This is a genomic window from Streptomyces sp. NBC_00873, from assembly GCF_045207415.1.
In the GTDB taxonomy this organism is placed as follows: domain Bacteria; phylum Actinomycetota; class Actinomycetes; order Streptomycetales; family Streptomycetaceae; genus Streptomyces.
In genome coordinates, this window is sequence record NZ_CP108803.1 from 2,454,572 (window position 1) to 2,477,490 (window position 22,919).

General features: G+C 69.5%; 17 protein-coding genes. 10 read left to right on the forward strand and 7 right to left on the reverse strand.

Annotated elements, in window-relative coordinates; translation table 11 throughout:
- Positions 1 to 35 precede the first annotated feature (35 nt).
- The 5 genes from OH809_RS11045 to OH809_RS11065 form a co-directional block, all read right to left on the reverse strand.
- A complete protein-coding gene (locus tag OH809_RS11045; protein WP_406422562.1) occupies positions 36 to 254 on the reverse strand; it encodes a hypothetical protein in 219 nt (72 codons plus the stop codon).
- A gap of 94 nt (positions 255 to 348) precedes the next feature.
- On the reverse strand, positions 349 to 993 hold the full coding sequence (locus tag OH809_RS11050; RefSeq protein WP_406422561.1) for a LuxR C-terminal-related transcriptional regulator: 645 nt from the start codon (positions 991 to 993) through the stop codon (positions 349 to 351).
- Positions 957 to 2,246, reverse strand: a complete 1,290-nt coding sequence (locus OH809_RS11055) for a sensor histidine kinase (protein WP_406515072.1) — start codon at positions 2,244 to 2,246, stop codon at positions 957 to 959. The genes OH809_RS11050 and OH809_RS11055 overlap by 37 nt, the downstream gene beginning before the upstream one ends.
- Positions 2,247 to 2,489: 243 nt before the next feature.
- A complete protein-coding gene (locus tag OH809_RS11060; RefSeq protein ID WP_406515073.1) occupies positions 2,490 to 3,698 on the reverse strand; it encodes a HupE/UreJ family protein in 1,209 nt (402 codons plus the stop codon).
- Positions 3,699 to 3,814: 116 nt separating this feature from the next.
- On the reverse strand, positions 3,815 to 7,705 hold the full coding sequence (locus OH809_RS11065; protein WP_406422558.1) for a metallophosphoesterase: 3,891 nt from the start codon (positions 7,703 to 7,705) through the stop codon (positions 3,815 to 3,817).
- A 480-nt stretch (positions 7,706 to 8,185) separates the two neighbouring features.
- Here OH809_RS11065 and mptB point away from each other — a divergent pair, with 480 nt between their 5' ends.
- The 4 genes from mptB (at position 8,186) to OH809_RS11085 (ending at position 13,222) form a co-directional block, all read left to right on the forward strand.
- The gene (gene mptB / locus OH809_RS11070; protein WP_406422557.1) at positions 8,186 to 9,643 is read left to right on the forward strand and encodes a polyprenol phosphomannose-dependent alpha 1,6 mannosyltransferase MptB; all 1,458 of its coding nucleotides are present in this window, start codon (positions 8,186 to 8,188) and stop codon (positions 9,641 to 9,643) included.
- 99 nt (positions 9,644 to 9,742) lie between these two features.
- On the forward strand, positions 9,743 to 11,053 hold the full coding sequence (locus tag OH809_RS11075; RefSeq protein WP_406422556.1) for a glycosyltransferase 87 family protein: 1,311 nt from the start codon (positions 9,743 to 9,745) through the stop codon (positions 11,051 to 11,053).
- Between the two features lie 640 nt (positions 11,054 to 11,693).
- A complete protein-coding gene (locus OH809_RS11080; protein WP_406422555.1) occupies positions 11,694 to 12,545 on the forward strand; it encodes a metallophosphoesterase family protein in 852 nt (283 codons plus the stop codon).
- Entirely contained in the window at positions 12,542 to 13,222 is a 681-nt protein-coding gene (locus OH809_RS11085) for a 4'-phosphopantetheinyl transferase (protein ID WP_406422554.1), read from the forward strand. The genes OH809_RS11080 and OH809_RS11085 overlap by 4 nt, the downstream gene beginning before the upstream one ends.
- 169 nt (positions 13,223 to 13,391) lie before the next feature.
- On the opposite strand, the gene OH809_RS11090 is transcribed toward OH809_RS11085, so the two are convergent.
- Positions 13,392 to 14,150: a GntR family transcriptional regulator gene (locus tag OH809_RS11090; RefSeq protein WP_406422553.1), complete on the reverse strand. Its 759-nt coding sequence runs from the start codon at positions 14,148 to 14,150 to the stop codon at positions 13,392 to 13,394.
- A gap of 216 nt (positions 14,151 to 14,366) precedes the next feature.
- Between OH809_RS11090 and OH809_RS11095 the strand changes: the two genes are divergently transcribed.
- The 6 genes from OH809_RS11095 to OH809_RS11120 all read left to right on the forward strand — a co-directional run bounded on the left by OH809_RS11095 (position 14,367) and on the right by OH809_RS11120 (position 21,088).
- A complete protein-coding gene (locus tag OH809_RS11095; protein WP_406422552.1) occupies positions 14,367 to 15,524 on the forward strand; it encodes an ABC transporter substrate-binding protein in 1,158 nt (385 codons plus the stop codon).
- Positions 15,521 to 16,447 carry an ABC transporter permease gene (locus OH809_RS11100; protein WP_406422551.1) on the forward strand — a complete coding sequence of 309 codons (927 nt, stop codon included), beginning with the start codon at positions 15,521 to 15,523 and terminating at the stop codon, positions 16,445 to 16,447. The genes OH809_RS11095 and OH809_RS11100 overlap by 4 nt, the downstream gene beginning before the upstream one ends.
- Entirely contained in the window at positions 16,435 to 17,262 is an 828-nt protein-coding gene (locus tag OH809_RS11105) for an ABC transporter permease (protein ID WP_406422550.1), read from the forward strand. Before OH809_RS11100 ends, OH809_RS11105 begins: the two co-directional genes overlap by 13 nt.
- Positions 17,259 to 18,392: an ABC transporter ATP-binding protein gene (locus OH809_RS11110; protein WP_406422549.1), complete on the forward strand. Its 1,134-nt coding sequence runs from the start codon at positions 17,259 to 17,261 to the stop codon at positions 18,390 to 18,392. Before OH809_RS11105 ends, OH809_RS11110 begins: the two co-directional genes overlap by 4 nt.
- A gap of 121 nt (positions 18,393 to 18,513) precedes the next feature.
- Positions 18,514 to 19,203 carry an HAD family hydrolase gene (locus OH809_RS11115; RefSeq protein WP_406422548.1) on the forward strand — a complete coding sequence of 230 codons (690 nt, stop codon included), beginning with the start codon at positions 18,514 to 18,516 and terminating at the stop codon, positions 19,201 to 19,203.
- A gap of 4 nt (positions 19,204 to 19,207) precedes the next feature.
- The gene (locus tag OH809_RS11120) at positions 19,208 to 21,088 is read left to right on the forward strand and encodes a phosphocholine-specific phospholipase C (RefSeq protein ID WP_406515074.1); all 1,881 of its coding nucleotides are present in this window, start codon (positions 19,208 to 19,210) and stop codon (positions 21,086 to 21,088) included.
- 254 nt (positions 21,089 to 21,342) lie between these two features.
- Here the strand turns inward: OH809_RS11120 and OH809_RS11125 are convergent, their stop codons facing one another.
- A complete protein-coding gene (locus OH809_RS11125; protein WP_406422544.1) occupies positions 21,343 to 22,815 on the reverse strand; it encodes a nickel/cobalt transporter in 1,473 nt (490 codons plus the stop codon).
- Positions 22,816 to 22,919: the final 104 nt, after the last annotated feature.

The following is a 22,919-nucleotide window of genomic DNA, read 5'->3' on the forward strand; positions in this document are numbered from 1 at the left end:
GCGCTGGATCCAGGAGGTGTCGGCGACGAGCGCCTTCATCTCCTGGTCGCCGCGAGGCCGCTGAGCCGGCCGGGGCCGGTCTGCCCGGCCCGTATCTCCTGGACGACGATCTCCTCGCCCTGACCCGCCGGGCCCGGGACGGAGAAGGCGCTGCCGGTCCTGCCCTCGAAGGCCGGGTCGAGTGCGCCGACCTCGCGTTCGATGCCGTGCGGGTAGAGGTTGCGGCCCCGGAGCTGTCGGACCGACCGGCCCATTCATTTGATTTCTCTGATTTCCCCGAATGAGGTCATGACTCATCGGGCGCAGCATGCCCGCGGGGGCTGTACGGCGCCTGTACAGCGAGAGTTGTCAGGAATTCAGATAGGCGAGGACGGCGAGAACGCGGCGATTGTCGTCGTCGGACGGTACGAGGTCGAGTTTCGTGAAGACATTCGATGTGTGCTTGGTGACGACCTTCTCGCTGACACCGAGCCGCCCGGCGATGGCGGCGTTGGAGCGGCCCTCCGCCACCAGTCCGAGCACTTCCCGTTCCCGTGCGGTGAGCCGGCCCAGGGGGGCGTCGGAGGCGTTGCCCGCCAGGAGCTTCGCCACCACATCGGGGTCCATCGCGCTGCCGCCCGCGGCCACCCGGCGCACGCAGTCGATGAACTGGCGGCTGTCGAAGACGCGGTCCTTGAGCAGATAGCCGACCCCGCCCGAACCGTCCGCCAGCAGCTCACGGGCGTAGAGCTGTTCCACGTACTGCGAGAGCACGAGCACCGGGAGGCCGGGGATCCGGCTGCGCGCCTCGATGGCGGCGCGCAGGCCCTCGTCGGTGAAGGTGGGCGGGAGCCGTACGTCGACGAGCGCGATGTCCGGCCGGTGTTCGATCAGGGCGTCCAGGAGGGCGGGGCCGTTGTCCACGGCGGCGGCGATCTCGAATCCATGGGCGGTCAGGAGGCGCACGAGCCCTTCCCTCAGGAGGAAGAGGTCTTCGGCGAGAACAATGCGCACGGAATCTCCATCGTCGCCATCGTCGGTCCGCCCTGAGGGCTGTTCACGGCAAGTATGCCGTCGAATGCGGCAATGCGGCTCTCAATTCCGCGCAGCCCCGTTCCTGCGGATGCCGCGGCGCCGCCGACCCCGTCATCGGTCATGCTGACGCGCAGGGCGTCCTGGTCGTGCCTGATGTCGATCCATACCCTCCCGGCCTTCGCGTGTTTCGCCACATTCGTGAGCAGTTCACTGACGGCGAAGTACGCGGCGGACTCGACGGGGTCGTCCAGCCGGCCGGGCAGGTCGACCACCACGTCGACAGGGAGCGGACTGTCCAGCGCCAGGGCCCGCACGGCGTCTCCCAGACCCCGGTCGGAAAGGACCGGCGGATGGATTCCCCGTACGAGGTCGCGGAGTTCGCTCAGCGCCTTGGAGGACGAGTCCCTGGTCTCCATCAACAGGGCGCGCGCCGCCTCGGGGTTGGAGTCCAGGAGCTGTTCGACGGCATCGAGGTTCATGCCCATCGCGACGAGCCTGGCCTGCGCCCCGTCGTGGAGGTCGCGCTCGATCCTGCGGAGCTCCGCCGCCTGGCTGTCGACGACGGCGCCCCGGGTGCGAGTCAAATGGCCGACGCGTGCGGCGAGTTCGGCGCTCGGGTGGGGGCCGAGGAGGGTGCGGGTGAAGCGGCCATGGGCCGTGATCAGCTTGGGTCCTGCCCACAGCCCCAGCCCGATGAACCCCGTGCCGACGAGGGGCATCAGCCAGGTACGCAGACCGGTCTCGCCGTGCACATGGATCAGTCCTGCGTAGTGGTCGTCGTATCCTGCGGACACGAGGTCGTCCCAGACGAACGGGAAGACCAGGCCCTCCAGTCCGTAGACGAGAAGCGCCGCCGGCATGAGGGCGAGGACGGCGCCGACGACGGGGTCGGCGATCGTCCACAGCATGTCCCGCCAGGTGGCGGGGTCGGACAGGAGCTGCCTGCAGCGTCGCCACCGGCCGAAGAAGCCGGGCTCCCGCGGCGGCAGTTCACGGTACGGCTCGGCGATCCGGACCGCCGACCAGACGTGGGCCAGCCGCCGCGACCGGTTCGCCAGCTTCCTTACGGCGGCCACGACCAGCGGCAGGAGCAGGACGCCCACGCCGAGGCCGAGATAGACCAGGGAGATCACCATCAGGACGAACAGGGCGAGCTGAGGCACCTTCTGTGCCGCCAGGGCCAGCCCCCGCAGCGGCGGCTGCCAGAGCTTGGGCGGTGCGGGTGTCGTCATCCGGGCCTCCTCGGTTCGGAACCTCCTGGTCCCTGCAGGCATCAGTCTGTCCTGCGACCGCTCCGGGAACATTGGACCTGTCCCCCCCTTTTCCAGGGGGACTTAGGTCCCCCTGACGCACCCCAGCCCCGTGACGCCGCCCCCAATTGCCGGTCGGCCTCAGGCCCTGTCCGGTCCGGTGGCCGGCGAAGCGGAAAGTTGGTGGACAGGACATGACGCGTCCCGCGCTTCCCGCCCACTCGGTCACACCGCGTCTGCCACCCGGCCCCAGAACCAGTACAGACTGACCATCACAATGGGCGCGGTCATCGCGGGCAGGGCCCAGCGGTGTGCGGGAGTCCGGCGAAGGAGGACCAGAAGCGGGAATCCCACGGCGATGATGCCCAATTGCACCGCCTCGATTCCCGCGTTGAAGCTCAGCAGCGACAGCAGCAGTTCCCAGGACCGGTTCTCGTCGACGCCGAGCGCGCCGGCGAAGCCCAGGCCGTGGACGAGGCCGAACAGGAAGACGGCCGGCAGCCGCCAGCGCCCGGTACCCTCGCGGTTGCGCAGGGCGACGTTGGCCAGCGCCACGACGGCGATCGAGGCGGCGATGACGGGCTCCACGACCGATCCCGGCACGTTCACGACGCCGGTGGCCGCCAGGAGGAACGTGACGCTGTGCGCGGCCGTGAAGGTGGTCGCCGCGAGAACGATGTCGCGCAGGCCGCGGGCGCCGATGAGCAGCGACAGCAGGAAGAGGATGTGATCCAGGCCGAACAGCATGTGCTCGGTGCCGAGCAGGAAGAACTCCACGATCTGGTGCGACTCGTGGTGTCCGCCGGTCTCCACGGTCGGTTCGGCGGCGGACAGGACCTGGGAGCCCCTCTGCCCGTCGATGTCGTAGTGGACGATTGTCTCCGCGCCGTGGACGAAGCTCTCGGTGTCGGGGAACAGGGCGCTGGAGATCGTGTAAGTGCCGTCGGCGCCACCCGTGCAGTCGTAGGCCAGGGTGAGGACGGCGAACGGCCGGGTGCCGCGGGTGCGGATGTCCGCGTCACCGGCGCGGCGGGGTGTGCAGGCCTTCCCGTCGTGGGTGACGGCGAAGCGTCCGGTGACGTACTCGGTCACCGCGCCGGCGTTGGTCTTCAGCTGGTGCAGCTGCTCTGCGCGGTCCTTCGCCTCGTACGCCTCGGCGTAGAGCCAGGCCGACTTCATGAGCAGGTCGTATTCGAGGTCCAGGGTCGCCTCGACACGGGCTCCGGTGCCCTCCACCTCGACATACGCGGTTGAGGTCACGTCGTGCGCAGCGGCGGGGGACGGATGGGCGAGGCCGGTGGCGAGCACGGCCACCAGGGCCGCGACGGTGGTGAGGAGCGCGGCGGACAGCCGGCGCGGCGGGAGCCGGGGCAGCCAGGAGGAGGGCAGGAGTGTTGGCAGGGGTGTTGGCGTGGACACGGGGGCGGGACGCATGGAGGTCTCGGTTCTCGTTGTCAAGGGGCGAACGGCGGCGAGCCCGTCGTCCCGGACCGGTCGGGTCCGGGACGACGGGCGTGGCGCCGGACAGGTGCTACCGGCGGGTCAATCGGTCAGCGCCGGCCGGTGGACGACGTGAACCAGGGGTACGCGGGCACGTCCGCTCCCCAGACGCCGGGCCGGCCGTGGGCGTCCTTGGTCACGAAGGCACTCGGCTCGGAGGCGGTCACGCCGCCGCCGGTGGAGCGCGCCGTGACGAACCAGGCGTGGGTCGTGCCGGGCTCGAGTTCCTTCCAGGTCACCGAGGCGATCCCACCGGAGCCGACCTTGGTCTTCCCGATGACGCTCACGGGGTCGTAGAGCGCCAGCGAGTCGGTCTTGAAGGTCGTCTTGCGGCTGCTGAGGTCGATCGGCAGCACCATGTTGTCCTCGGTGCCGTTGTAGCGGTGGTTCTTGTCGTACTCGGTGGCGCCGAAATCGTCGAGCAGCGGCGAGTAGGTGTCCACGGTCAGCTCGGAGCGGTCGACGTCGAACTGGAGCATCCGGAAGAAGCTCGCGCCGAACTGGAGCTGGTCGTCGGGCTTGTAGCCGCCGATCTCGGTGAGCCCGAGCCGGTCCGCGGACACCGTGTAGAACTGGTAGTCCGCGAGCAGCTCGACGACGTCGTGTGCGACCTCGCCGACCTTGGGCTTCACGTTGGTGCCGACGCCGTGCTCGTGGCCGGCGAGGATCAGGAACACGTTCGGGTTGTCCTGGACCACCTTCTTGTACAGCATCGAGCCGTCGGGCGCGGAGAACGGGGCGCCGCGTCCGTTCGGGCTGCTGCTCGGCGCGAGGTAGTCGTGCGAGAGCACGATGCCGTTGCGGTCGGGGAAGCGCTTGAAGACCGAGTCGGCCCATTCGGCCTCCTCGCGCGTCACGCCGTAGGAGAGGCCGACCACGACGAAGTCGAGGCCGCCGGCGGAGAACAGGTCGTAGTGGTTCTGGTTGTCGCCCTCGCGCCACGGGCCGCCGTACTCGGCGTGCTTCCAGCCCTTGGAGAGCGCCTGGTAGCGCTCGGGCCCGTAGTACTGGTTGTAGATCGCGTCCGGACCGTTCTCGGTGCCCGACTGGTTGTCGTGGTTGCCCGCGATCACGCTGTTGGGCACACCCGCGTCGTCCAGGATCTTCTGCTGCTTCGAGGACAGCTCCAGCTCGCCGGTGATCTGGCGCTGCATGGCCTCGTCGGCGGGCTTGCGGATGTTGTTCTCGATGATGTCGCCGGTGTGGGCGACGTACGCGATCTTGCGCTTGTCCTTGTTGTCGGCGATCCAGCGCGACACGTCGCCGTACGCCTTCTCCCAGGCCGCGCGCTCCTCGGGCGTCTCCTGCTCCACCGCACCCTCGGAGAGGTACTGGGTGTCGGTGTAGTGGACGATCGAGAAGTCGTACGAGTCGGGGTCGGCGAACCGGTTCGGATCACCGGCGTCGATGTCGTCGGCGAACGGATCCTCGCCGGTCACCATGGTGTGGACCTGCTGCCTGTCGACGTACTTCCGGTCGACGACGGCGGTCAGGACGGTGTCGCCCTCGGCGGCACCGCGGGCGCTGGTCAGGACGTCCCACTTCTTCGTCGCGGTGTTCCACACGCGCAGCGCGGCGAGCCGTTCGGGGTCGATGACACCCTCCCAGCGCAGCACCGGCGCGTCGACGTGGCCCTTCACCTGGACGTCGAACCGCTGGAACGTGACGTCCTCGGCGGCCGGCGCGTCGAGCGTCCTGCCGTCGGCGGGGGCGAGGCCTGCGGCCGTCACCTTCTTCTCGCCCTTGACCTCGAGCGTGGTGGGAACGGAGCCGGCCGTGCCCTGGTACACCTGGTTCGGGGTGAGGATCTCGGCCTCGGAGAACGTGGCGCTCACCTCGCCGCCGTCGGGCTCGGCCACCTTCGCCGACAGCTTGACGCTGCTGCCCGCGTCGGTCGTGCCGGACTTCGGGGTGAGGTCTGCGGGGACGTCCGGGATGCCGGCGGAGGTGAACTTCACCTCGCGGGTGCCGCTGTTGCCGATGCCGTCGGTGCCGGACACCGTCAGGGTGTGCTCGCCGGCGGACAGGCCCGGACCCACCGGGGCGCCGAGCTGGACCGGCTTGCCGTCGAGCTTGACGTCGGGGCCGTTCACCACGCCGGAGAGGTCCTCGAGCCGGACGTCGAGGACGACCGAGGCGGTGATCTTCTGCCCGGCCGCGGGGACACTGGCAGCCACCCGCGGCGCGGAGTTGTCGGTGACCAGGACCCGGGTCGCGGCCTTGCCGGTCTTCGACGTCGCGGCCAGGGTGTGCTTGCCGTCGTCGATCTTCGTGGTGTCGAGGTCTGCGCGGAGGCCCTGGGCCGGGCCCTCGACGAAGAATTCGAGGTCGATCTCGGTCAGCGGGTTGACGTTGTCGCCGCAGTTGCCGTCGCCGAGGCTGTACGAGCCCTTGACCATCCGGCCGGTGGCAGCGCCGTTTGCCGGGGTGAGGGTGATGTCGGAGAGGGAGAAGTCGTCGTGGTTGTCGCCGCACGACGTCGGATAGGTGCCGGCGACGAAGTCGACCGTGTTCCAGCCGGGGACGAGCCACTCGTTCGGGAAGGCCAGGTCGACGTGCCGGCTGACCAAGTCACTGTCGAGCACGTGCTTCTGACCGTTCACCAGGATGTGGTTCTGGTAGCGGGCCTCGATCGAGTTGTTGCCCACGGTGAAGCCGAGGGTCGCATTGCCGGAGCCGAGGGTGTCGGAGACGTGCACCGCCGGGGCGTCGATCGCGTAGTGCAGTTCCACCTCGCGCAGGCGGGTGTCGCTGTCGCCGCAGGTGCCGTCGCCCATGGCGTAGGAGTCCGCGATGTCGCGGCCGGTGACGGTGCCGCCGTCGAAGGCGAGCGCGAGACGCGAGATGTCGAAGTCGTCGCGGTTGTTGCCGCAGCTCTCCTTGTACGGGCTGGTGACGACCTTGACGGTGTTGTCACCGGGCACCAGGAAACGCGCCGGGATCGCGATGTCCACCCGCTGGCTCACCCAGGTGCCGCCCAGGTCGATGCGCTTGCCGTTGACCAGCAGGTAGTTGTCGTACCGGTCGTCGATCGAGTTCGACCCGACGTCGAAGGAGAAGGTCGCCGCGCCATTGCCGAGGTGCGGATCGGTGACGGGCGCGTCACCGTCCACGGTCAGCGACTCGACGCTGCCCTCGGCGCCCGCCGGGAAGTTCGCGAACGCGGGCTGCCGGCCGCCCACCAGCGTGCCGTCCTTGGGCAGCAGCCGGGGGGCGCCCACCGGGGCGTTGTTCACCGTCACGGTGTTCTTGACGGTCTTGCCCGAGGTGGTCGTCGCGGTGAGGGCGTGCTCGCCGTTGGCGAGCTTCGTGGTGTCCAGGTCGCCCTGGAGGCCGGTGGTGCCCTGCGGTTCGCCCAGGACGAAGAAGCTGAGTGCGGCCTTCGTCAGCAGCGAGGTGTTGGAACCGCAACTGCCGTCGCCGAAGGAGTACGTGTACTCGTTCTCCTCACCGTCCGCGACCTCGCCGAGCAGGTCCAGGCTGATGTCGGACAGCACGAAGTCGTCGTGGTTGGTGCCGCACGAGCTGTCGACCGTGCCGGCGAAGAACTCGATCTTGTTCTCGCCCTTGACGAGGTGCTGGTTCGGGATCTCGATCGTGCCCCGCTCGTTGACGAGGTCGCCGATGTCGGCCCGGTACTCGCCGTTGACCAGCACGTAGTTGTGGTAGCGGGCCTCCGTCGAGTTCGACCCGACGTCGAAGCTGAGCCGGGACACCCCGACCGTCCGCTCGCCGTCGATCGCCTTCCCGTCGACCGCGAGCCCCGTCACGGAGTCACCGGCCAGCGTCGGCGTGGCCGCAACTTTCTGCGTGCCCTCCACATACGCCGCGTCGCCGGGGGTGAGGGTCGGCAGACTCGTGGCGTCCGCCGTCCCGCTCTGCCCTGGTGTGCGCCGCTCCGCACCGGTTTCGGCGTACGCTGCCGTCAGGTTGCCGCTCACGAGGAGCAGCGCGGTAAGCGCTGCCCCCGCGAGCCGTTGTCCACCTGATCCACCGGCCGGCCGTACTCGCCGCTCTGTGGGCCGCATCAGCAGCCGTCCTTCCTATTCGCCACAAGGTGAAGGGCACGCCGTGACGATGTACGACATGCCCGGGGCGAATTCTGGGCGGCGCAGGTGAATGGAGTGACATCACCCGTGAACGACCAGTGGAAGGATTGCCGGTGGGCTAGGTTCTGGATCACTTTCAGTGTCGGCGCCAGAACCACGGAGGGTCACCGCAACTGAGGTCATGAAGAGCGGCCGCGACGGACGCGAACGACTCCGCCCTGTCCGTGAGGGTCTGTCAGACGGGCTCTGCCGCACTGTCCCCGTCACGGACCTGACCGTGGACAACAGGCCGACATCCTGAGTTCGCCGTCAATTTCGCGGGTGCTGGTTTGGCGATCCAGGGAAGGATCTAGGTTGGGCCGAATGCGAGCGATGGCGAGCCCTGTCCGGGAATGGACGCGGCGGGGCATGTGGGGTTCCGTGCTGCTCTCGGCGGGTGCGTGGGGCGCTGGTGCGCTGCCGCAAGGCGTGCGGGACGGGGTGTGGGGAGCACCGGGCCCGCTCCTCACGGCGGTGGGTGCGACGGCGGCGTATGCCGGACTCGGGCTGCTGGTGTGGGCCTGGTGGCAGTTGGGCACGCTGTTGCGGGCCGGTGCGGTGATGAGCCGGAGGCAGCAGTGGAGCACGCTGGGATGCTGGACGTTGCCTCTGCTGCCCGCACCGTTGCTGTTCAGCGCTGACGTCTACAGCTACATGGCCCAGGGCGCGCTGGCCCAGCGCGGCTGGAACGTCTACGAGGTCGGCCCGACGGCACTGGGCGGCTCGCTCGCCGCCAATGTCCCGGAGGTGTGGCGGAACACGCCGGCACCGTACGGGCCGGTGTCCGTACTGGTGAGCCAATCCGTGGTATCGGTGACCGGGGAGCATCATGTGGCCGCCGCGGTCGTGGGGCTTCGGCTGGTGGCGCTCGCCGGGCTGGCCCTAATGGCGTGGTCGGTGCAGCGGCTGGCGGTTCGGACGGGTGCCGACGGTGGAGGGGCCTGGTGGGCGGCGCCGCTCAATCCGTTGGTGTTGGCGCATGTGGTGGGCGGGGCGCACAACGAGGCACTGATGGTCGGCCTGATGATGGCCGGTTTCGTGGCCTTCCGCTCCGGACGATGGGGTCTGGGCGCTGCGGTGCTGATGGGGGCCGTGCTGGTGAAGGCCCCCGCTGGGGTGGCATTGGGGTGTGCCGCGATGGTGGCGGTGGCCGCGCAGTCGGGCTGGCGGCGGCGCTGCGGTCGTGCTCTGGGGATCGCCCTGGTGGCCGGCGGGACGCTGTGGCTGGGGGTGACCCTGTGCGGGCAGGGCTGGGGGTGGCTGCGGACCATGCATACGCCGACCGAGGTGTACACGCTGCTGTCGGTGAGCACGGACGTGGGCCGAGTGCTGGAGTGGATCGCGGCCGCGGTGGGATGGAGCGCCGCGCCGGGGGCGGTGACCGCGGCACGTACGGTCGGGACGTTGGCGGGGCTGGGCGCGGCGGTGTTCTGCATATGGCGTGCTCCCCGCCATGGGGCGGAACGCGCTGCGGCAATGGGGCTGCTGGCCTTGGTGATGTGCGCTCCCGCGGTGCAGGTGTGGTATCTGCTGTGGGGCGGTGTGCCGCTGGCTGTGGTGGCGTGGCGCACTCTGGCGGATGCCAGGGCGAAGGGGGCGGTGGTCGCTCTGCTCCTGCTGGTGCTGCCCGCGGGCCGGGGGCCCACCTGGACCTATGCGGTCGCCGCCGTCATCGGGGGGTCGGTGACCATGGTGTGGCTGGCATGGACGGCTCAGCGGAGTCGGGAACAGACAGCCCTCGCCATGACCGGAGCCGCCGAAACAGGCCGGTTCCCGGCGCCTTCACCCTGATGGTGGCGTGAAGGCGGCACCCCGGCCGGCAGAGGTCCTCCGGCCGGGGCTTCCCGGGCATTCGCCCGCGATCGAGCGAAGTCGTTGGAGGGCACAACCATGACAACCGCCGTGGACGACAACGTCGTTCCGCCAAGTGGCCGAGAACCGCAGGACCCACAGCTTCGGTGGCCACCCCTGCCGGCGGTGCGGACCGCGCTGGCCCGCCGAGCGACATGGGTGCTGGCCGTGAGTTCCCTGGTGATGCTGCTGCTGGTGTGGATCCCCGCGTGCACCCGTTCCGGCATGGTGGATCTGCGGGTCTACCGCACCGGTTCCACCCATCTGCTCTCCGGCGACCTGTACGCCTTCCGGCTCCACCTGCCCGGCCCCGACATCTTCCCTCTGCCCTTCACCTACCCCCCGTTCGCCGCTGCCCTCTTCCTTCCCCTCTCCACGCTCCCGTTCCCGCCGGCGGCCGCCGCCTGGACCACGGCCTCGCTCCTGGCTCTGGTCGCCTTCGTTCACGGCAGCCTGCGCCTGGCCGCCCCGGACACACCACCCGAGCAGCACCGGCAGCGGGTACTGCTGTGGAGCGCCGCCCTCATGTGGACCGAACCGGTCACCACCACACTCGCCTTCGGGCAGATCAATCTGCTGCTCGCGGCCTTGGTCGTCCTTGCTGTCCAGCAGCGCTCGGCAGCCGCGGCGGGATTCGGTGTCGGAATCGCCGCCGCGATCAAGCTGACCCCGGCGGTCACCGGTCTCTACTTCCTCATCCGCAGACGCTGGACAGCTGCCGCGTGGTCGGCCGTGGCGTTCTTCGCCGCGGCGGCGACCGGATGGTGGCTGGCGCCAGGGCCCTCCCGCGCCTTCTGGCTCCATGCGGTGGGCGATGCCGCACGGGTCGGCCCCGTCGGATCCGGGCTCAACCAGTCGTTGCGCGGGGCGCTTTCGCGCTCCCTCGGCCACGATGTGGACATGTCCGCCCCATGGTGGACGGCAACCGCCCTGGTGGGCGTGCTGGCACTCTTCGCCGCGGTGCGCAGCGCACAGCGGTCCGACCGGCTCGGCTGCCTCCTCGCGGTGCAGGTCTTCGGCCTCCTCGCCAGCCCCATCTCGTGGTCCCACCACTGGGTCTGGGCCCTCCCCGCCCTCTTCTGGCTCCTCCACACCCCGCACCGCACCCGTTGGCGCGCAGCCGCTCAGGCCGCCTGGGCGACGACGCTGCCCTGCCATCTCGCTTTCTGGCTGGTACAACTCCATCCCCGGATCACCTCGCTCGACTACTCATGGCCCCTCGCTGTGCTCGGCTGGGCCTACCCCGTGTGCGCACTGCTCACCCTCGTGGCCCTGACCTCTGCAACCGCCCCTCCCCGGCTTCCCTGCACGCCGGGGAAGCCGGCAGTCCACCGTCACTCTTCCGGGTAATAACTGCCAGGCGAGTTCCGAAGTAGCTGCACGGGGTTCGGCGCCGGACCGTAGTCCTGCCCGGGAAGGTTCGCCGATCGGCTCGTCGAACTGCTCGGACGTCCGCCGCAACCCCTGCACGCGCCTGTCGAGCAATGGCACATGGGCCCTCGCCCAGCAGCGCAGACGGCGTTGCTGGAGGGAGTGCAGAAGTCGGCGACAACTCCCCGCCACTCGTCCAGCGGTACCAGTTTCTCCTGCTTCACCGACGTCGCCGAGCACCACCGCTCACCGGACGTAATCTCACTCGTACCGTGCGGTGATGCCGAATGGTCGGCGGGAGTGGGGCTGGACCCACCCACCCGTACGTTCAGGCCCATACCGCGCCACCCACGCGCTCCGTAGCGTCGGCATCACAACGAGGACTCCGAATGCCCAGCCGAGCGAGGCCCCAACAGCCTTTTGCCCAGGCGGAGTTCACTTCACCGGCGGGATCGGGGCAATGGCTTCTCCTCAACGGGGGTCACCGGCGCCACCCAACCACCGTCGTTCTGCTGCCGCTTGACACCTGCCGGTGGTACTTGAACACTCTTGTCCGAGCGCGGCGGGGTGTGTTCTCGTGGTCCCGATCGCGTGCACGCGAGGGGCGAAGGGGACATCGATGGCCGACGGTACCGGGCAGCTGCTGGCCATCAGCGACCTGCACATCAGCTACGCCGAGAACCGTGCCCTGGTCGAGCACATGGCGCCGGAGTCCGACGACGACTGGCTGCTCGTGGCCGGGGATGTCGCCGAGACCGTGGCCGACATCCGCTGGGCCCTCAAGACTCTGGCGAGCCGCTTCCGCAAGGTCGTCTGGGCTCCCGGCAACCACGAACTGTGGACCCATCCGAAGGACGCCATCACCCTCCGTGGCGCCGCCCGCTACGAGCACCTGGTCGAGCTGTGCCGCGAACTGGGCGTGACCACCCCAGAGGACCCCTACCCGGTCTGGGACGGCCCCGGCGGCCCGGTCGCCGTGGCACCACTGTTCCTCCTGTACGACTACAGCTTCCTGCCGGCCGGCTGCGCCACCAAGGACGAGGGACTTTCCTACGCGCACGGAACCGGCGTCATCTGCAGCGACGAATACCTGCTGCACCCCGACCCCTACCCGAGCCGCGAGGCCTGGTGCCGGGACCGGGTGGCCGAGACCGAACGCCGACTCGCCGCACTCCCCGACGACCTGCCCACGGTCCTCGTCAACCACTATCCGCTGGACCGCCACCCCACGGACGTCCTGTGGTACCCCGAGTTCGCCATGTGGTGCGGCACCCGGCTGACCGCCGACTGGCACCGCCGATTCCGCGTGGCCGCCATGGTCTACGGCCATCTCCACATCCCGCGGACCACCTGGCACGAGGGCGTCCGCTTCGAAGAGGTGTCGGTGGGCTATCCCCGCGAGTGGCGCAACCGCCCGGGGCCGCCCGGCAGACTGCGCCGCATCCTGCCGGCGGGAGGGCACGGACAGTGATCGAGGAACTGCTCCCGGACTCGGTGGTCGCCGTGGAGACCTACGGTGACGACGAGGCCGACCAGGCCCCGCTCTACCCCGAGGAACAGGCGGTGGTGGCGCGGGCGGTGGACAAGCGCCGCCGCGAGTTCGCCGCCGTGCGCGCCTGCGCCCGCCGCGCCATGGAGAAGCTCGGCGTGCCGCCCCAGCCCGTCCTGCCCGGTGAGCGCGGCGCCCCGCGCTGGCCGGTGGGCCTGCTCGGCAGCATGACCCACTGCGACGGCTACCGCGCCGCCGCACTGGTCCGCGCCACCGACCTGGCCTCTCTCGGCATCGACGCCGAACCCCACGGCCCGCTCCCGGACGGTGTCCTGCGCTCCGTCGCGCTCCCCGCCGAACAGGAGCGCCTGGCGCTCCTCGCCGCCCGGCAGCCCGCCGTCCACTGGGACCGGCTGCTGTTCAGCGCGAAGGAGTCCGTCTACAAGGCGTGGTTCCCGCTGACGGGGAAGTGGCTGGGCTTCGAAGAGGCGGACATCGAGATCCACGCGGACTCCGGAACGGCACCGCACGGCCGCTTCCACGCCGAACTGCTCGTCCCCGGACCGATGATGGGCGCCCGACGGCTCGGACACTTCGAGGGGCGGTGGACCGCCCGCCAGGACCTGGTCGCCACCGTGGTGACGGTTCCCCTCCCTTGATCCCGCCCCCCGGTGGGACGGCCGGAACCGGGTGGTGCCAGCCCCACCGCCCGAGGGGCGTAGCGGGGACCCTGATCCGCCGGCTGAGCGTCGTTCGTCATCGCGCGAGTACCGTTTGCCGTTCCCCACCTCGGTCACGGCTGCGCACGCCGCTTGGCGGAGCGATCAGTCAGCCTCGTCGGCGCAACAGAGCCGTTGTCGCCACTGAATTGTGCACTGTGAAGGCAATCGTGCCCGGCAGAAAGCGGTCGTCCGACCAGAGCAACGGTCTGCCCGACTGGTCCGTGGCCCGCCGCCGCTCTCGCATCAGCGGCGCGTCCGGGGCGCAGCCGAGCAGGCGCGCATCGTCGGCCTCGGCGTGGACGAGGTCAATGGTGTGTTCTGTGTCCGCGAACACGACTCCCTCCTCCGTCAGCAGCTCGGTGTGTGAAATCGCATGGGGCTCAAGGCGGGCGATCATGGCGCCGATGTGCTCAGGGTAAAGGGTCCGCTCGATCATGATCGGGACACGCGACAGCGTCCGTAGCCGCAGCACCCGGTATATCCGCGACCCGGGTGCGAGGCTGAGTTGCTCGCACTCCGACGGGTTGGCCAGACAACTTTTGATATCGATCGTGCGGCCTCCCGGTTCCTCTCCGAGCGAACGTGCCCAGCGGGTGAAGCTCAGCAGTTCGAAGAAGCTCTGGGTCCGTGCGGTGCCGAGCACGACCCGCCGCGTGCCACGTCGGGATGTGACCAGGCCATTGGCGCGCAGCACCGCCAACGCCTGACGGACGGTGCCGCGTGACACGCCGTACTGCTGGGCGAGTTGTTCCTCGCTGGGCAGCCGGCCTTCCGAGCCGAAGGCGCCGGCAGCTATGGCCTCACGCAAGCTGGCCGCCAACTGTCGATACCGGGCTTCGGTGGTGCCGCCCCCCGCGACTGCCATGTCGTTCTCCTTCCCTCGGCCGCCCATCGGCGCTCCGACTTGACCCTATCCGCTCCCAGGGCCTGGCTCACCTGCCAGGCGCTCTCGTTGTGCGACCCGCGATCTCTTCCGGAGAAGCTCCCCGGCCCGTACATCGGCGTTCACCTCCCGTACACAGCTCCCCGAGGTAATGAGTCAAGTTGTACAGCCAACTCCACCTCTTGCCAGGAGAACCCTGTGAAACTGCACCGCGCTCGCTCTGCGGGCCTTGCCTGCTCCGTCGTCGTGGCCGCGCTTGTGCTCAGTGCATGCGGCTCGACCAGTACAAATGAGGCCGGTGGCGGCGGCGGCAAGGCCGCGACCGCCACTTCGGCAAAGGATTTCGGCGGCATGGACGCCCTTGTCACTGCCGCGAAGAAGGAGGGCAAGTTGAACGCCATCGCCCTTCCCCGTGACTGGGCGAACTACGGCGAGATCATCGACGCCTTTGAGAAGAAGTACGGAATCAAGGTCGAGGTCGAGAATCCCGACGCCTCCAGCCAGGACGAGATCAACGCGGTGACCTCCCGCAAGGGCCAGGACCGGTCTCCGGACGTCATCGACGTAGGCAGTGCCTTCGCCACCAGCGCGGCCGAGCAGAACCTGTTGGCGCCGTACCAGGTCAGCGCGTTCGACCAGATCCCGAAGGCACAGAAGGACGCCCAGGCTCGCTGGTACAACGACTTCGGCGGCTATGTCTCCATCGGTTGTGACGCGGCTCGCGTCAAGAAGTGTCCGAAGACGTTTTCCGACCTGCTGGATCCGCAGTACAAGGGTCAGATCGCGCTGACCGGCAACCCGACGAAGTCCAGCTCGGCCTTCGGCGCCGTGTACGCCGCGGCACTCGCCGACAAGGGTTCCTTCGACGACATCAAGCCCGGCCTGGACTTCTTCGCCCACCTGAAGAAGGCCGGCAACTTCAATCCTGTCGAGTCGAGCCCTGCGACCATTCAGAAGGGCGAGACGCCGATCAGCGTCACCTGGGACTACCTCAACACCGGGTACGCGGACGAGCTCCGCGCCAAGGGCGTCGACTGGAAGGTGAGCATCCCGTCCGGCGGTGTGTACGCCGAGTACTATTCGCAGGCGATTGTGAAGTGGGCACCGCACCCGGCTGCGGCCCGCCTGTGGCAGGAGTTCCTGTACAGCCCCGAGGGTCAGAACCTGTGGCTCAAGGGCCACGCCCGGCCGGTGCTGATGCCCGAGATGCGGAAGTCCGGGACCCTCGACGCGACCTTCGCCGCCGAACTGCCGCGGACACCTGGCAATGGCACGGTCGCCTTCCCCACCGACGGTCAGATCAGCAAGGCCAAGCAGGCCGTCGTCCAGGGCTGGGCCCAGGCAGTCGCCGGATGAGCGCCATCCAGACGGCCGGGGTTGGCAGCCGGACCCGCTCCTGCGGCAGCAGGCCCGGACGCGGGTCGGCCTGGCGGCGCATTCCGCGCTCGGCGGGGTGGCTAGGTGCCGCGCCGCTGCTCGTATTCACCGCCGTGGTGTTCGGTCTGGTTCTCGGGACGATGGTCTTCGGCGCTTTCACGACACCGGAGTCCGCGCCGGGAGGGGCCCGTCTCACCGGCGCGAACATGAGCTCCTCGCTGCATGGCCCCTACCTGACCGCGTTGCTCGGCAGCGTCAAGCTCTCCGCCGTCTCCGCGCTGATCGCCGCCGTCGTCGGCCTGCCGATCGCCCACGTGGTCGTGACCTCGCGATTCCGCGCCCTGCGCGAGGCTGTCCTGGCCGGTTCGGGCGTACTGGCGAACTTCGGCGGTGTGCCGCTCGCGTTCGCGTTCGTGGCCACGCTCGGCAACGCCGGCGTCCTGACGAGCCGGTTCAACCTGCTCAGCCATGGCTGGAGCTTGTACAGCTTCTGGGGTCTGACCTTGGTCTACCTCTACTTCCTGGTGCCGCTCATGGTGCTCACGCTCACCCCGGCTCTGGAGGGGCTGCGACGGCAGTGGCAGGAAGCCGCCCGCAACAACGGCGCGAACGCCTTCCAGTACTGGACGCATGTCGCGCTGCCGATCCTCATGCCATCGCTGCTCGGCGGCTATGTGTTGTTGTTCGGCACCGCGTTCAGCGCTTACGCGACCGCCGCAGCGATGGTCGGCAGCTCGGTACCGCTGGTCACCATGCAGATCGCGGACGCATTGTCCGGGAACGTCCTGGTCGGCCAGGGCAACATCGCGCTCGCGCTCGGTGTCGACATGGTGCTGGTCGCGGGGCTCGTCACGGCCATTCAGCTGCCGCTGCAGCGCAGGAGCGCGCGATGGCTCGCCTGAGCACGCTCCGATATGGGCGCGCCGCCGTGTTGTTGCTCACCGGTGCGTACTTCCTCGTCCCGCTCGCATGTGCCGTCGCCTTCAGCATCGGCGCCGGCGTCCCGGGTCAGGGCATCGGCTTCGAGGCCTACACCGGCATCTTCACCGCCGGCGGCTTCACCGGAAGTCTGGCTCTGACCCTGAAGCTGGCCACCGCCACCATCGCGCTCGTTCTGGGTCTGCTCGTGCCCGCTCTGGTCACGGTCCGGCTGGTCGCACCACGCCTGCGCACACTCGTCGAGATCGTGTGTCTGCTGCCGCTGGTCGTACCTGCCGTTGCCCTTGTCGCGGGATTCAGCGCGGTGTTGGGCTGGGGATCGGATCATTTCGTCGGCACGCCGCTCTTCCAGGCCCTGGTCGCACTCCAGAATCCGCAATTCCCCTTCGTCCTGGTTATCGCGTACACGCTGATGGCGCTGCCGCTGGCGTACCGCACGCTCGACACCGGGCTCGCAGCAATCGACCTGCGTGTGCTCGTCGAGGCCGCCCGGGCCTGCCGGGCGCCATGGCCGCGCACCCTCCTGCATGTCGTTCTGCCCAACCTGCGCGGAGCGCTGCTCAACACGGCGTTCCTGACCCTGGCGCTGGTGCTCGGTGAGTACACCGTCGCCGCGATCCTCGGCTACCAGCCCTTCGCCGTGTGGATCCTCGCCATCAGCGGCTCGCAGGCCCAGATGTCGGTGGCCGTGTCGGTGATGGGCCTGCTCGTCACCTGGGTGCTGCTGTTGACCATCGCCACAGCCGGACGCGCTCGCCGTCCCAAGGAGTCTCAATGACCCACCTGATAAGCGGTCCCGAAACCATCAGCCGGACGCGGACCGGCGCCACCGTCGAGTTCCGCGGGCTGCATCGTTCCTTCGGCGCCACGACGGCGCTGGACGGTCTGGACCTGACGGTCGAGCCGGGCGAGCTCGTGGCGCTGCTCGGCCCGTCCGGTTGCGGCAAGACCACCGCGCTGCGGACCCTGGCCGGATTCGAGCGGCCCGACTCGGGCCAGGTGCTCGTGGACGGCGAGGACATCACGGGCGTCCCCGCGCACCGCCGCGACGCGGGCATGGTGTTCCAGTCCTACAGCCTCTTTCCCCACCTGACTGCCATCGACAATGTCGCTTTCGGGTTGCGGATGAGCGGCGTCGGCAAAGCCACCCGACGGGCTCGCGCCGCCGAACTCCTGGAGCTGGTCGGACTGCCGCAGCACGCCGGCCGCTTTCCGCATCAGCTGTCCGGAGGTCAGCAGCAACGGATCGCCCTGGCGCGGGCTCTGGCACTGCGACCACGCGTACTGCTGCTCGACGAGCCGCTGTCGGCGCTCGACGCACAGGTGCGCCTGACGCTCCGTGAGGAGATCCGCCGCCTCCAGCAAAAACTGGGCATCACCACCCTGTTCGTGACACATGATCAGGAGGAGGCCCTCTCCATGGCCGACCGGGTCGCGGTGATGTGTGCCGGAAAACTGGAGCAGTGCGCGCCTCCGGCGGAACTGTACGAACGCCCTGCGACCGCGTTCGTCGCCGAGTTCGTGGGCGTGATGAGCCGGATCCCGGCCCGGGCCGGAGCGGATGACGGGACCGTGGACGTGTTCGGCCGCACGCTGCCGGTCAACGGGACGCTGCCCGGCGCCGCCGAGGTCACCGGTGGAAAGGGTGAAGTGGACGTACTGGTACGGCCGGAGGCGGTCGAGGTCACCGCGGACGGGAAGGGCACGTCCCAGATCCTGGGGGCAACGTTCCTGGGCGCGACGACGCGGCTGACCGTGCGGCTGGCCAACGGCGGCGAGGTGACGGCCGATGTGCCGACTCACGCCATGACCACGCTCCCGGTCGGTGCGGCGGTGACGCTGAGGCTGCCGGACCGCCCAGTGCTCGTGGACCGCCGCCGGGGAAACGGCGGCGGTGACAGGGGCTGACGGCTCCCGCCGACGCTCGACCAGAGACGCCGTCGGCCCAGATCAACCCGCCCGACGCCCGGCAACCGAAGCGGGAAGCCTGCACATCCGCCCGTTCGCCGCATTACCGGAGAAACTCGCCTTGAACCATCGCATAGCAGCACCCGGCCTTCCCGCCGCTGTCCTGTTCGACATGGACGGCACGCTCGTCGACACCGAACGGTTGTGGTGGGCCACAGTGGAACAGGTCGCCGACAGGATCGGGCGGCCGCTGACCGACGCGGACATGCCGCATGTGCTGGGCCGCCCATCCGCGCACACCGCCGCTCACCTGCACTGCACCGGCGGCCCGGCAACCCCCGGCCTCAGCGCGCTCGCCACCGAGCTGGACGCTGCTTTCACCGCCCGTGTCGCCCGCGAGGTCGTCCCGCGCCCGGGCGTACTGCGCCTGCTGAACGAACTGGCCGCGGCCGGCGTGCCCGCGGCGATCGTCTCCGCTTCGCCGCGCCATGTCGTCGACCTGGTACGCAAGGCGCTGGGCGAGGACCTGTTCGCTGTGACCCTCGCAGTGGAGGACACCGTCCGCACGAAGCCGGCGCCTGACCCGTACCTCGCCGCGGCCGCCGCCCTGGGCGTCGAACCGCACGCGTGCGTGGTCGTCGAGGACACGCCCACGGGTGTCGCCTCGGCCGAGGCAGCCGGGTGCGCGGTGCTGGCCGTGCCCTCCACCGTACCGATCCGGCCGGCAGCCAACCGGACGATCCTCGACTCCCTGGAGCGTGCCGACCTGGCCCTGCTCTCCTTCCTTCTTACATCAGCGGAAAGGAACTGACGCCATGGACGACATCCGCCACGTCGTGATCCTGATGCAGGAGAATCGCAGTTTCGACCACTACTTCGGCACGCTGAACGGCGTGCGGGGGTTCGACGACCGCCAGGCGCTGACGTTCCCGAACGGCGACAGCGTCTTGCGCCAGCCCGCCCTGGCCCGGCCCGACGGCGGGTTCCTGCTGCCTTACCGTATGGACTCCACGAAGTTCAACGCGCAGAACGCGGACGGCCTGCCGCACGACTGGGAGAGCGGTCACGAGGCCATCAACAACGGCGCGATGAACCGCTGGACGTCCGCCAAGGGTGAGCAGAGCATGGGCTACCTCACCCGTGAGGACATCCCCTACCAGTACGCGCTGGCCGATGCCTTCACGTTGTGCGACGGGTACTTCTGCTCACTGGCCGGGCCCACCAGCCCCAACCGCCTCTACCTGTGGACCGGCACGGTCGGCCCGGGCCGCGACGGCACGACGGGCCCGTGGATCGACAACACACCGCTGCCCGAAAGCCCGGTCTGCGACTGGACCACGTACGCGGAGCGTTTGTCTGCTGCCGACGTCAGCTGGCGCGTTTACCACACGCCTGGCCTGGACGAGCGCTACGGCAACTACGAGGACAACGCCCTTGAGTACTTCGGCCAGTTCCACAACTTCGACAAGGACGACCCGCGTTACATCAACGCGATGACGAAGTGGGACCTGTCGGCGTTCGATGCGCACTGCAAGGACGGCACCTTGCCGACGGTGTCCTGGCTGGTCTCGCCCTACCTGTTCTGCGAGCATCCGACCGCCAGCCCCGCCTATGGCGCGCATTGGGTGAACACCGCTCTCCAGTCGCTGTTCGCGAACCCGGAGGTGTGGCGGCACACGGTGTTCCTGGTGATGTACGACGAGAACGACGGCTACTTCGACCACGTGGTGCCGCCGTTCCCACCCGCGGGAACCCCTGACGAGTTCGTGGACGGGCAGCCGATCGGGCTGGGCAACCGTGTCCCGCTGTGGGTGATATCGCCGTGGTCGCGCGGCGGCTGGGTCAACTCGCAGGTCTTCGACCACACCTCCGTGCTGCGCTTCCTGGAGCTCGTCACCGGCGTGCGGGAGCCCAACATCTCACAGTGGCGCAGAGCCGTGTGCGGTGACCTCACCAGCTGCTTCGACTTCACCCGGCCCGACTTCTCGATCCCCGTACTGCCGGACACGCGCGCACTTGTGAAGCAAGCCGATGCGGCGTTGGAGCTGCCGGCGGTAGAGCCCCCGGCGCCTGGCGCACAGGTCGTGCCCACCCAGGAGCCGGGTGGCGCGCGCCCGCACCGGCCGCTGCCGTACCGCCCTTGGGCCGACATCGCCGTGGACCGCGCCACCGGCAAGGTCCTCTGCACTCTTGCCAACGAGGGAGCGGCGGCCTTCCCCTTCACGGTGTTCCCGAACATCGCACGGCCGTTCGCCGGAACGCCGTTCACCGTCGCGCCGCACAGCACCGCCGCCTATGTGTGGGACGCAGTACGCGCCGGCGGACGCTACGACTTCACGGTCCACGGCGCCGACGGCTTCGTCTGCCGCTTCGCCGGGACGGTGGTGGGGGCCGACCGGATCGACGCCGCTGTTCCTCGGGCGGCGGCGGTCCTGGGAAGCAGCGATCACGAGGCGTGGGTCGAGTTGCTGCTGAGCAATGACGGCACGGCCGCCGTATGCTTCACGGTCACCCCGAACGACTTCGGCGGCACGGCGCGCACTCAGCTGGTCGGCCCGCGCGAGCAGGTCACCTTGAGGTGGCCTGTGGACGGCGGGCGGTACGACATGACCATCACTGCTGACAGTGACACGGGCTTCGCCCAGCGATACGCGGGGACAGTGCACGCAGCGCCGAACGCGAGCATGGCTATGTGAGTCAGCACGGTCTCGGCCCGGGTCCCGTTGCGGCTGTTGCCGCTGAACCGGTGAGACGCCGACACCAGGCACCACACCGACTCTGCAGTCAACCCCAACCACCTCACACAGCGTGACCGGCCAGCCCGCCCGTCACCGCCGCACCCCCATCAAGTTCGAAGACCCGATTTCAGGTGACCCCAACGGGGACGGCGCCTATTTGGGACGGTTTAGATCATTTATTCGGGACACGGCCACACGCCCACGGCGGAAGGTCACGGCAGCAGCGCGGCGGCGCGGACGGCGAGGCCCAGGCCGACGACAACGATGAGACCGGCGGTGGCCGGAGGCGCGATACGGCGCAGCATCCAGACCAGGCGCCCGGTCGTGCGCCGCTCGACGCTATCGCGCCACCGCGCCAGGGCCAGGCCGATGCCGCAGAGCACCGCCGCCATGCCGACTCCGTAGCCGACCACGAGCAGCACGCCGAACCAGGTGCGGCCGAGCGCGGCCGCACCGAGCAACACCACGATGGCCGACGGGCTGGGGAGGAGGCCGTTGGCGAAGCCCATCGCTACCAGGCCGCGCAGTCGCAGCGGGCCGGACGGAGCGGCCGCGACGGCGAGCGCCGCTCCGTGCCGGTCGTGGTGGTGATCGTGTGCGTGGCCGCGATGGTGGTGGTCTGCATGGCCTTCGCCGCTGCGGCGCAGCCACGCGCGGCGCAGCAGCACCACGCCAACTGCGGCGACCAGCATGCCGCTGACCACGCCGAGCCATCCGTAGACCTTCTCCGGTGCGAAGGCGAGCGATGTGGTCAGGACAAAACCCAGGACGAGGACGCCTGCGGTGTGGGTGAGGGTGACGGTGAGGGCAACGACCGCGGCCTGCCGCAGCGAGCCGCGTTCGCCGACGAGGAAGGCGGCCATTACCGTCTTGCCGTGCCCCGGCGTGAAGGCGTGCGCCGCCCCGAGCACGAGCGACAGGCCGACCGCAGCCAACCCGATCCCCACCGTCAACCGCGTGGCACCGATGAAGTCGGTCAATGCCAGGGTGAACCGGTCGGCGTCGCGGCTCCGGGCGGGGTTGGAGCCGGAGGCGCCGGCGGCGGGAGGCTGGTCCGCCTCGGGGCTGGCGGGTGGGCCACCGGCGCGGACCGCCAGGCGTGCGGTTCGCACGTTCGGCGGTGACTTGAGCAGGCTGGCGGGGTAGGCGGTGAGGCGGCGGCTGACACTCGCGGCGGGCACGTCGGAGCTGGTGAACGTGACCCCGTCGGCGACGGCCGTGACCTCGTTCCAGCCCGACTGGTCGCCGTACGCGGCGCCCGTGTACTCCACGAGCGAGTCGGCGCCGAGCGACAGCGGTGCGCGCAGCCGGCACTCCAGCCGCAGCGTGGTCAACCCGCCCGTGCCGGGCGGGAAGGTGACCCCGCTGGCGGTGACGGCGAGCGCGATCTGCTGGCCGTCCCGGCGGAGTTCCTGGGTGTAGGCGATCGTGGCGCAGGTGGCCGCCGCATACTGCTGCTTTTCGGCGGCGGTGACTTTGCCGTCGCGATCGGCGTCAACTTTGTTGGTGCGCTCCTGGCGGGCCGGCAGCTCGGCGAGTTCCAGGACGTAGTCGACGGTCACCGCGTCGGGGCCGACCCGCAGGCCGCTGTACTGGTTGGTGGAGAAGTTGGTGAACGGGTGGGCGCTGGCCGGCGTGCCAGGGCCGAGAACCACGGCCAGGCAGGCGCCGACGAACACCGCCATGCGTACGAGTAGACGGATAACGAGACACCGCCGGGGTTCGAGCGCGGCCGTCGCCGCGGGTGCTGTATGGACAAGGGGCCGGTGAGTGTGCGGGTGGCGGGACG

What these genes read in the sequence shown, in the direction of transcription:
- OH809_RS11045 (WP_406422562.1), bottom strand. Translation starts at nt 254, where the DNA reads ATGGGCCGGTCGGTCCGACAGCTCCGGGGCCGCAACCTCTACCCGCAC.
- OH809_RS11055 (WP_406515072.1), bottom strand. Translation starts at nt 2,246, where the DNA reads ATGACGACACCCGCACCGCCCAAGCTCTGGCAGCCGCCGCTGCGGGGG.
- OH809_RS11060 (WP_406515073.1), bottom strand. Translation starts at nt 3,698, where the DNA reads ATGCGTCCCGCCCCCGTGTCCACGCCAACACCCCTGCCAACACTCCTG.
- mptB (WP_406422557.1), top strand. Translation starts at nt 8,186, where the DNA reads ATGGCGAGCCCTGTCCGGGAATGGACGCGGCGGGGCATGTGGGGTTCC.
- OH809_RS11075 (WP_406422556.1), top strand. Translation starts at nt 9,743, where the DNA reads ATGACAACCGCCGTGGACGACAACGTCGTTCCGCCAAGTGGCCGAGAA.
- OH809_RS11080 (WP_406422555.1), top strand. Translation starts at nt 11,694, where the DNA reads ATGGCCGACGGTACCGGGCAGCTGCTGGCCATCAGCGACCTGCACATC.
- OH809_RS11090 (WP_406422553.1), bottom strand. Translation starts at nt 14,150, where the DNA reads ATGGCAGTCGCGGGGGGCGGCACCACCGAAGCCCGGTATCGACAGTTG.
- OH809_RS11100 (WP_406422551.1), top strand. Translation starts at nt 15,521, where the DNA reads ATGAGCGCCATCCAGACGGCCGGGGTTGGCAGCCGGACCCGCTCCTGC.
- OH809_RS11105 (WP_406422550.1), top strand. Translation starts at nt 16,435, where the DNA reads ATGGCTCGCCTGAGCACGCTCCGATATGGGCGCGCCGCCGTGTTGTTG.
- OH809_RS11110 (WP_406422549.1), top strand. Translation starts at nt 17,259, where the DNA reads ATGACCCACCTGATAAGCGGTCCCGAAACCATCAGCCGGACGCGGACC.
- OH809_RS11120 (WP_406515074.1), top strand. Translation starts at nt 19,208, where the DNA reads ATGGACGACATCCGCCACGTCGTGATCCTGATGCAGGAGAATCGCAGT.
- OH809_RS11125 (WP_406422544.1), bottom strand. Translation starts at nt 22,815, where the DNA reads ATGGCGGTGTTCGTCGGCGCCTGCCTGGCCGTGGTTCTCGGCCCTGGC.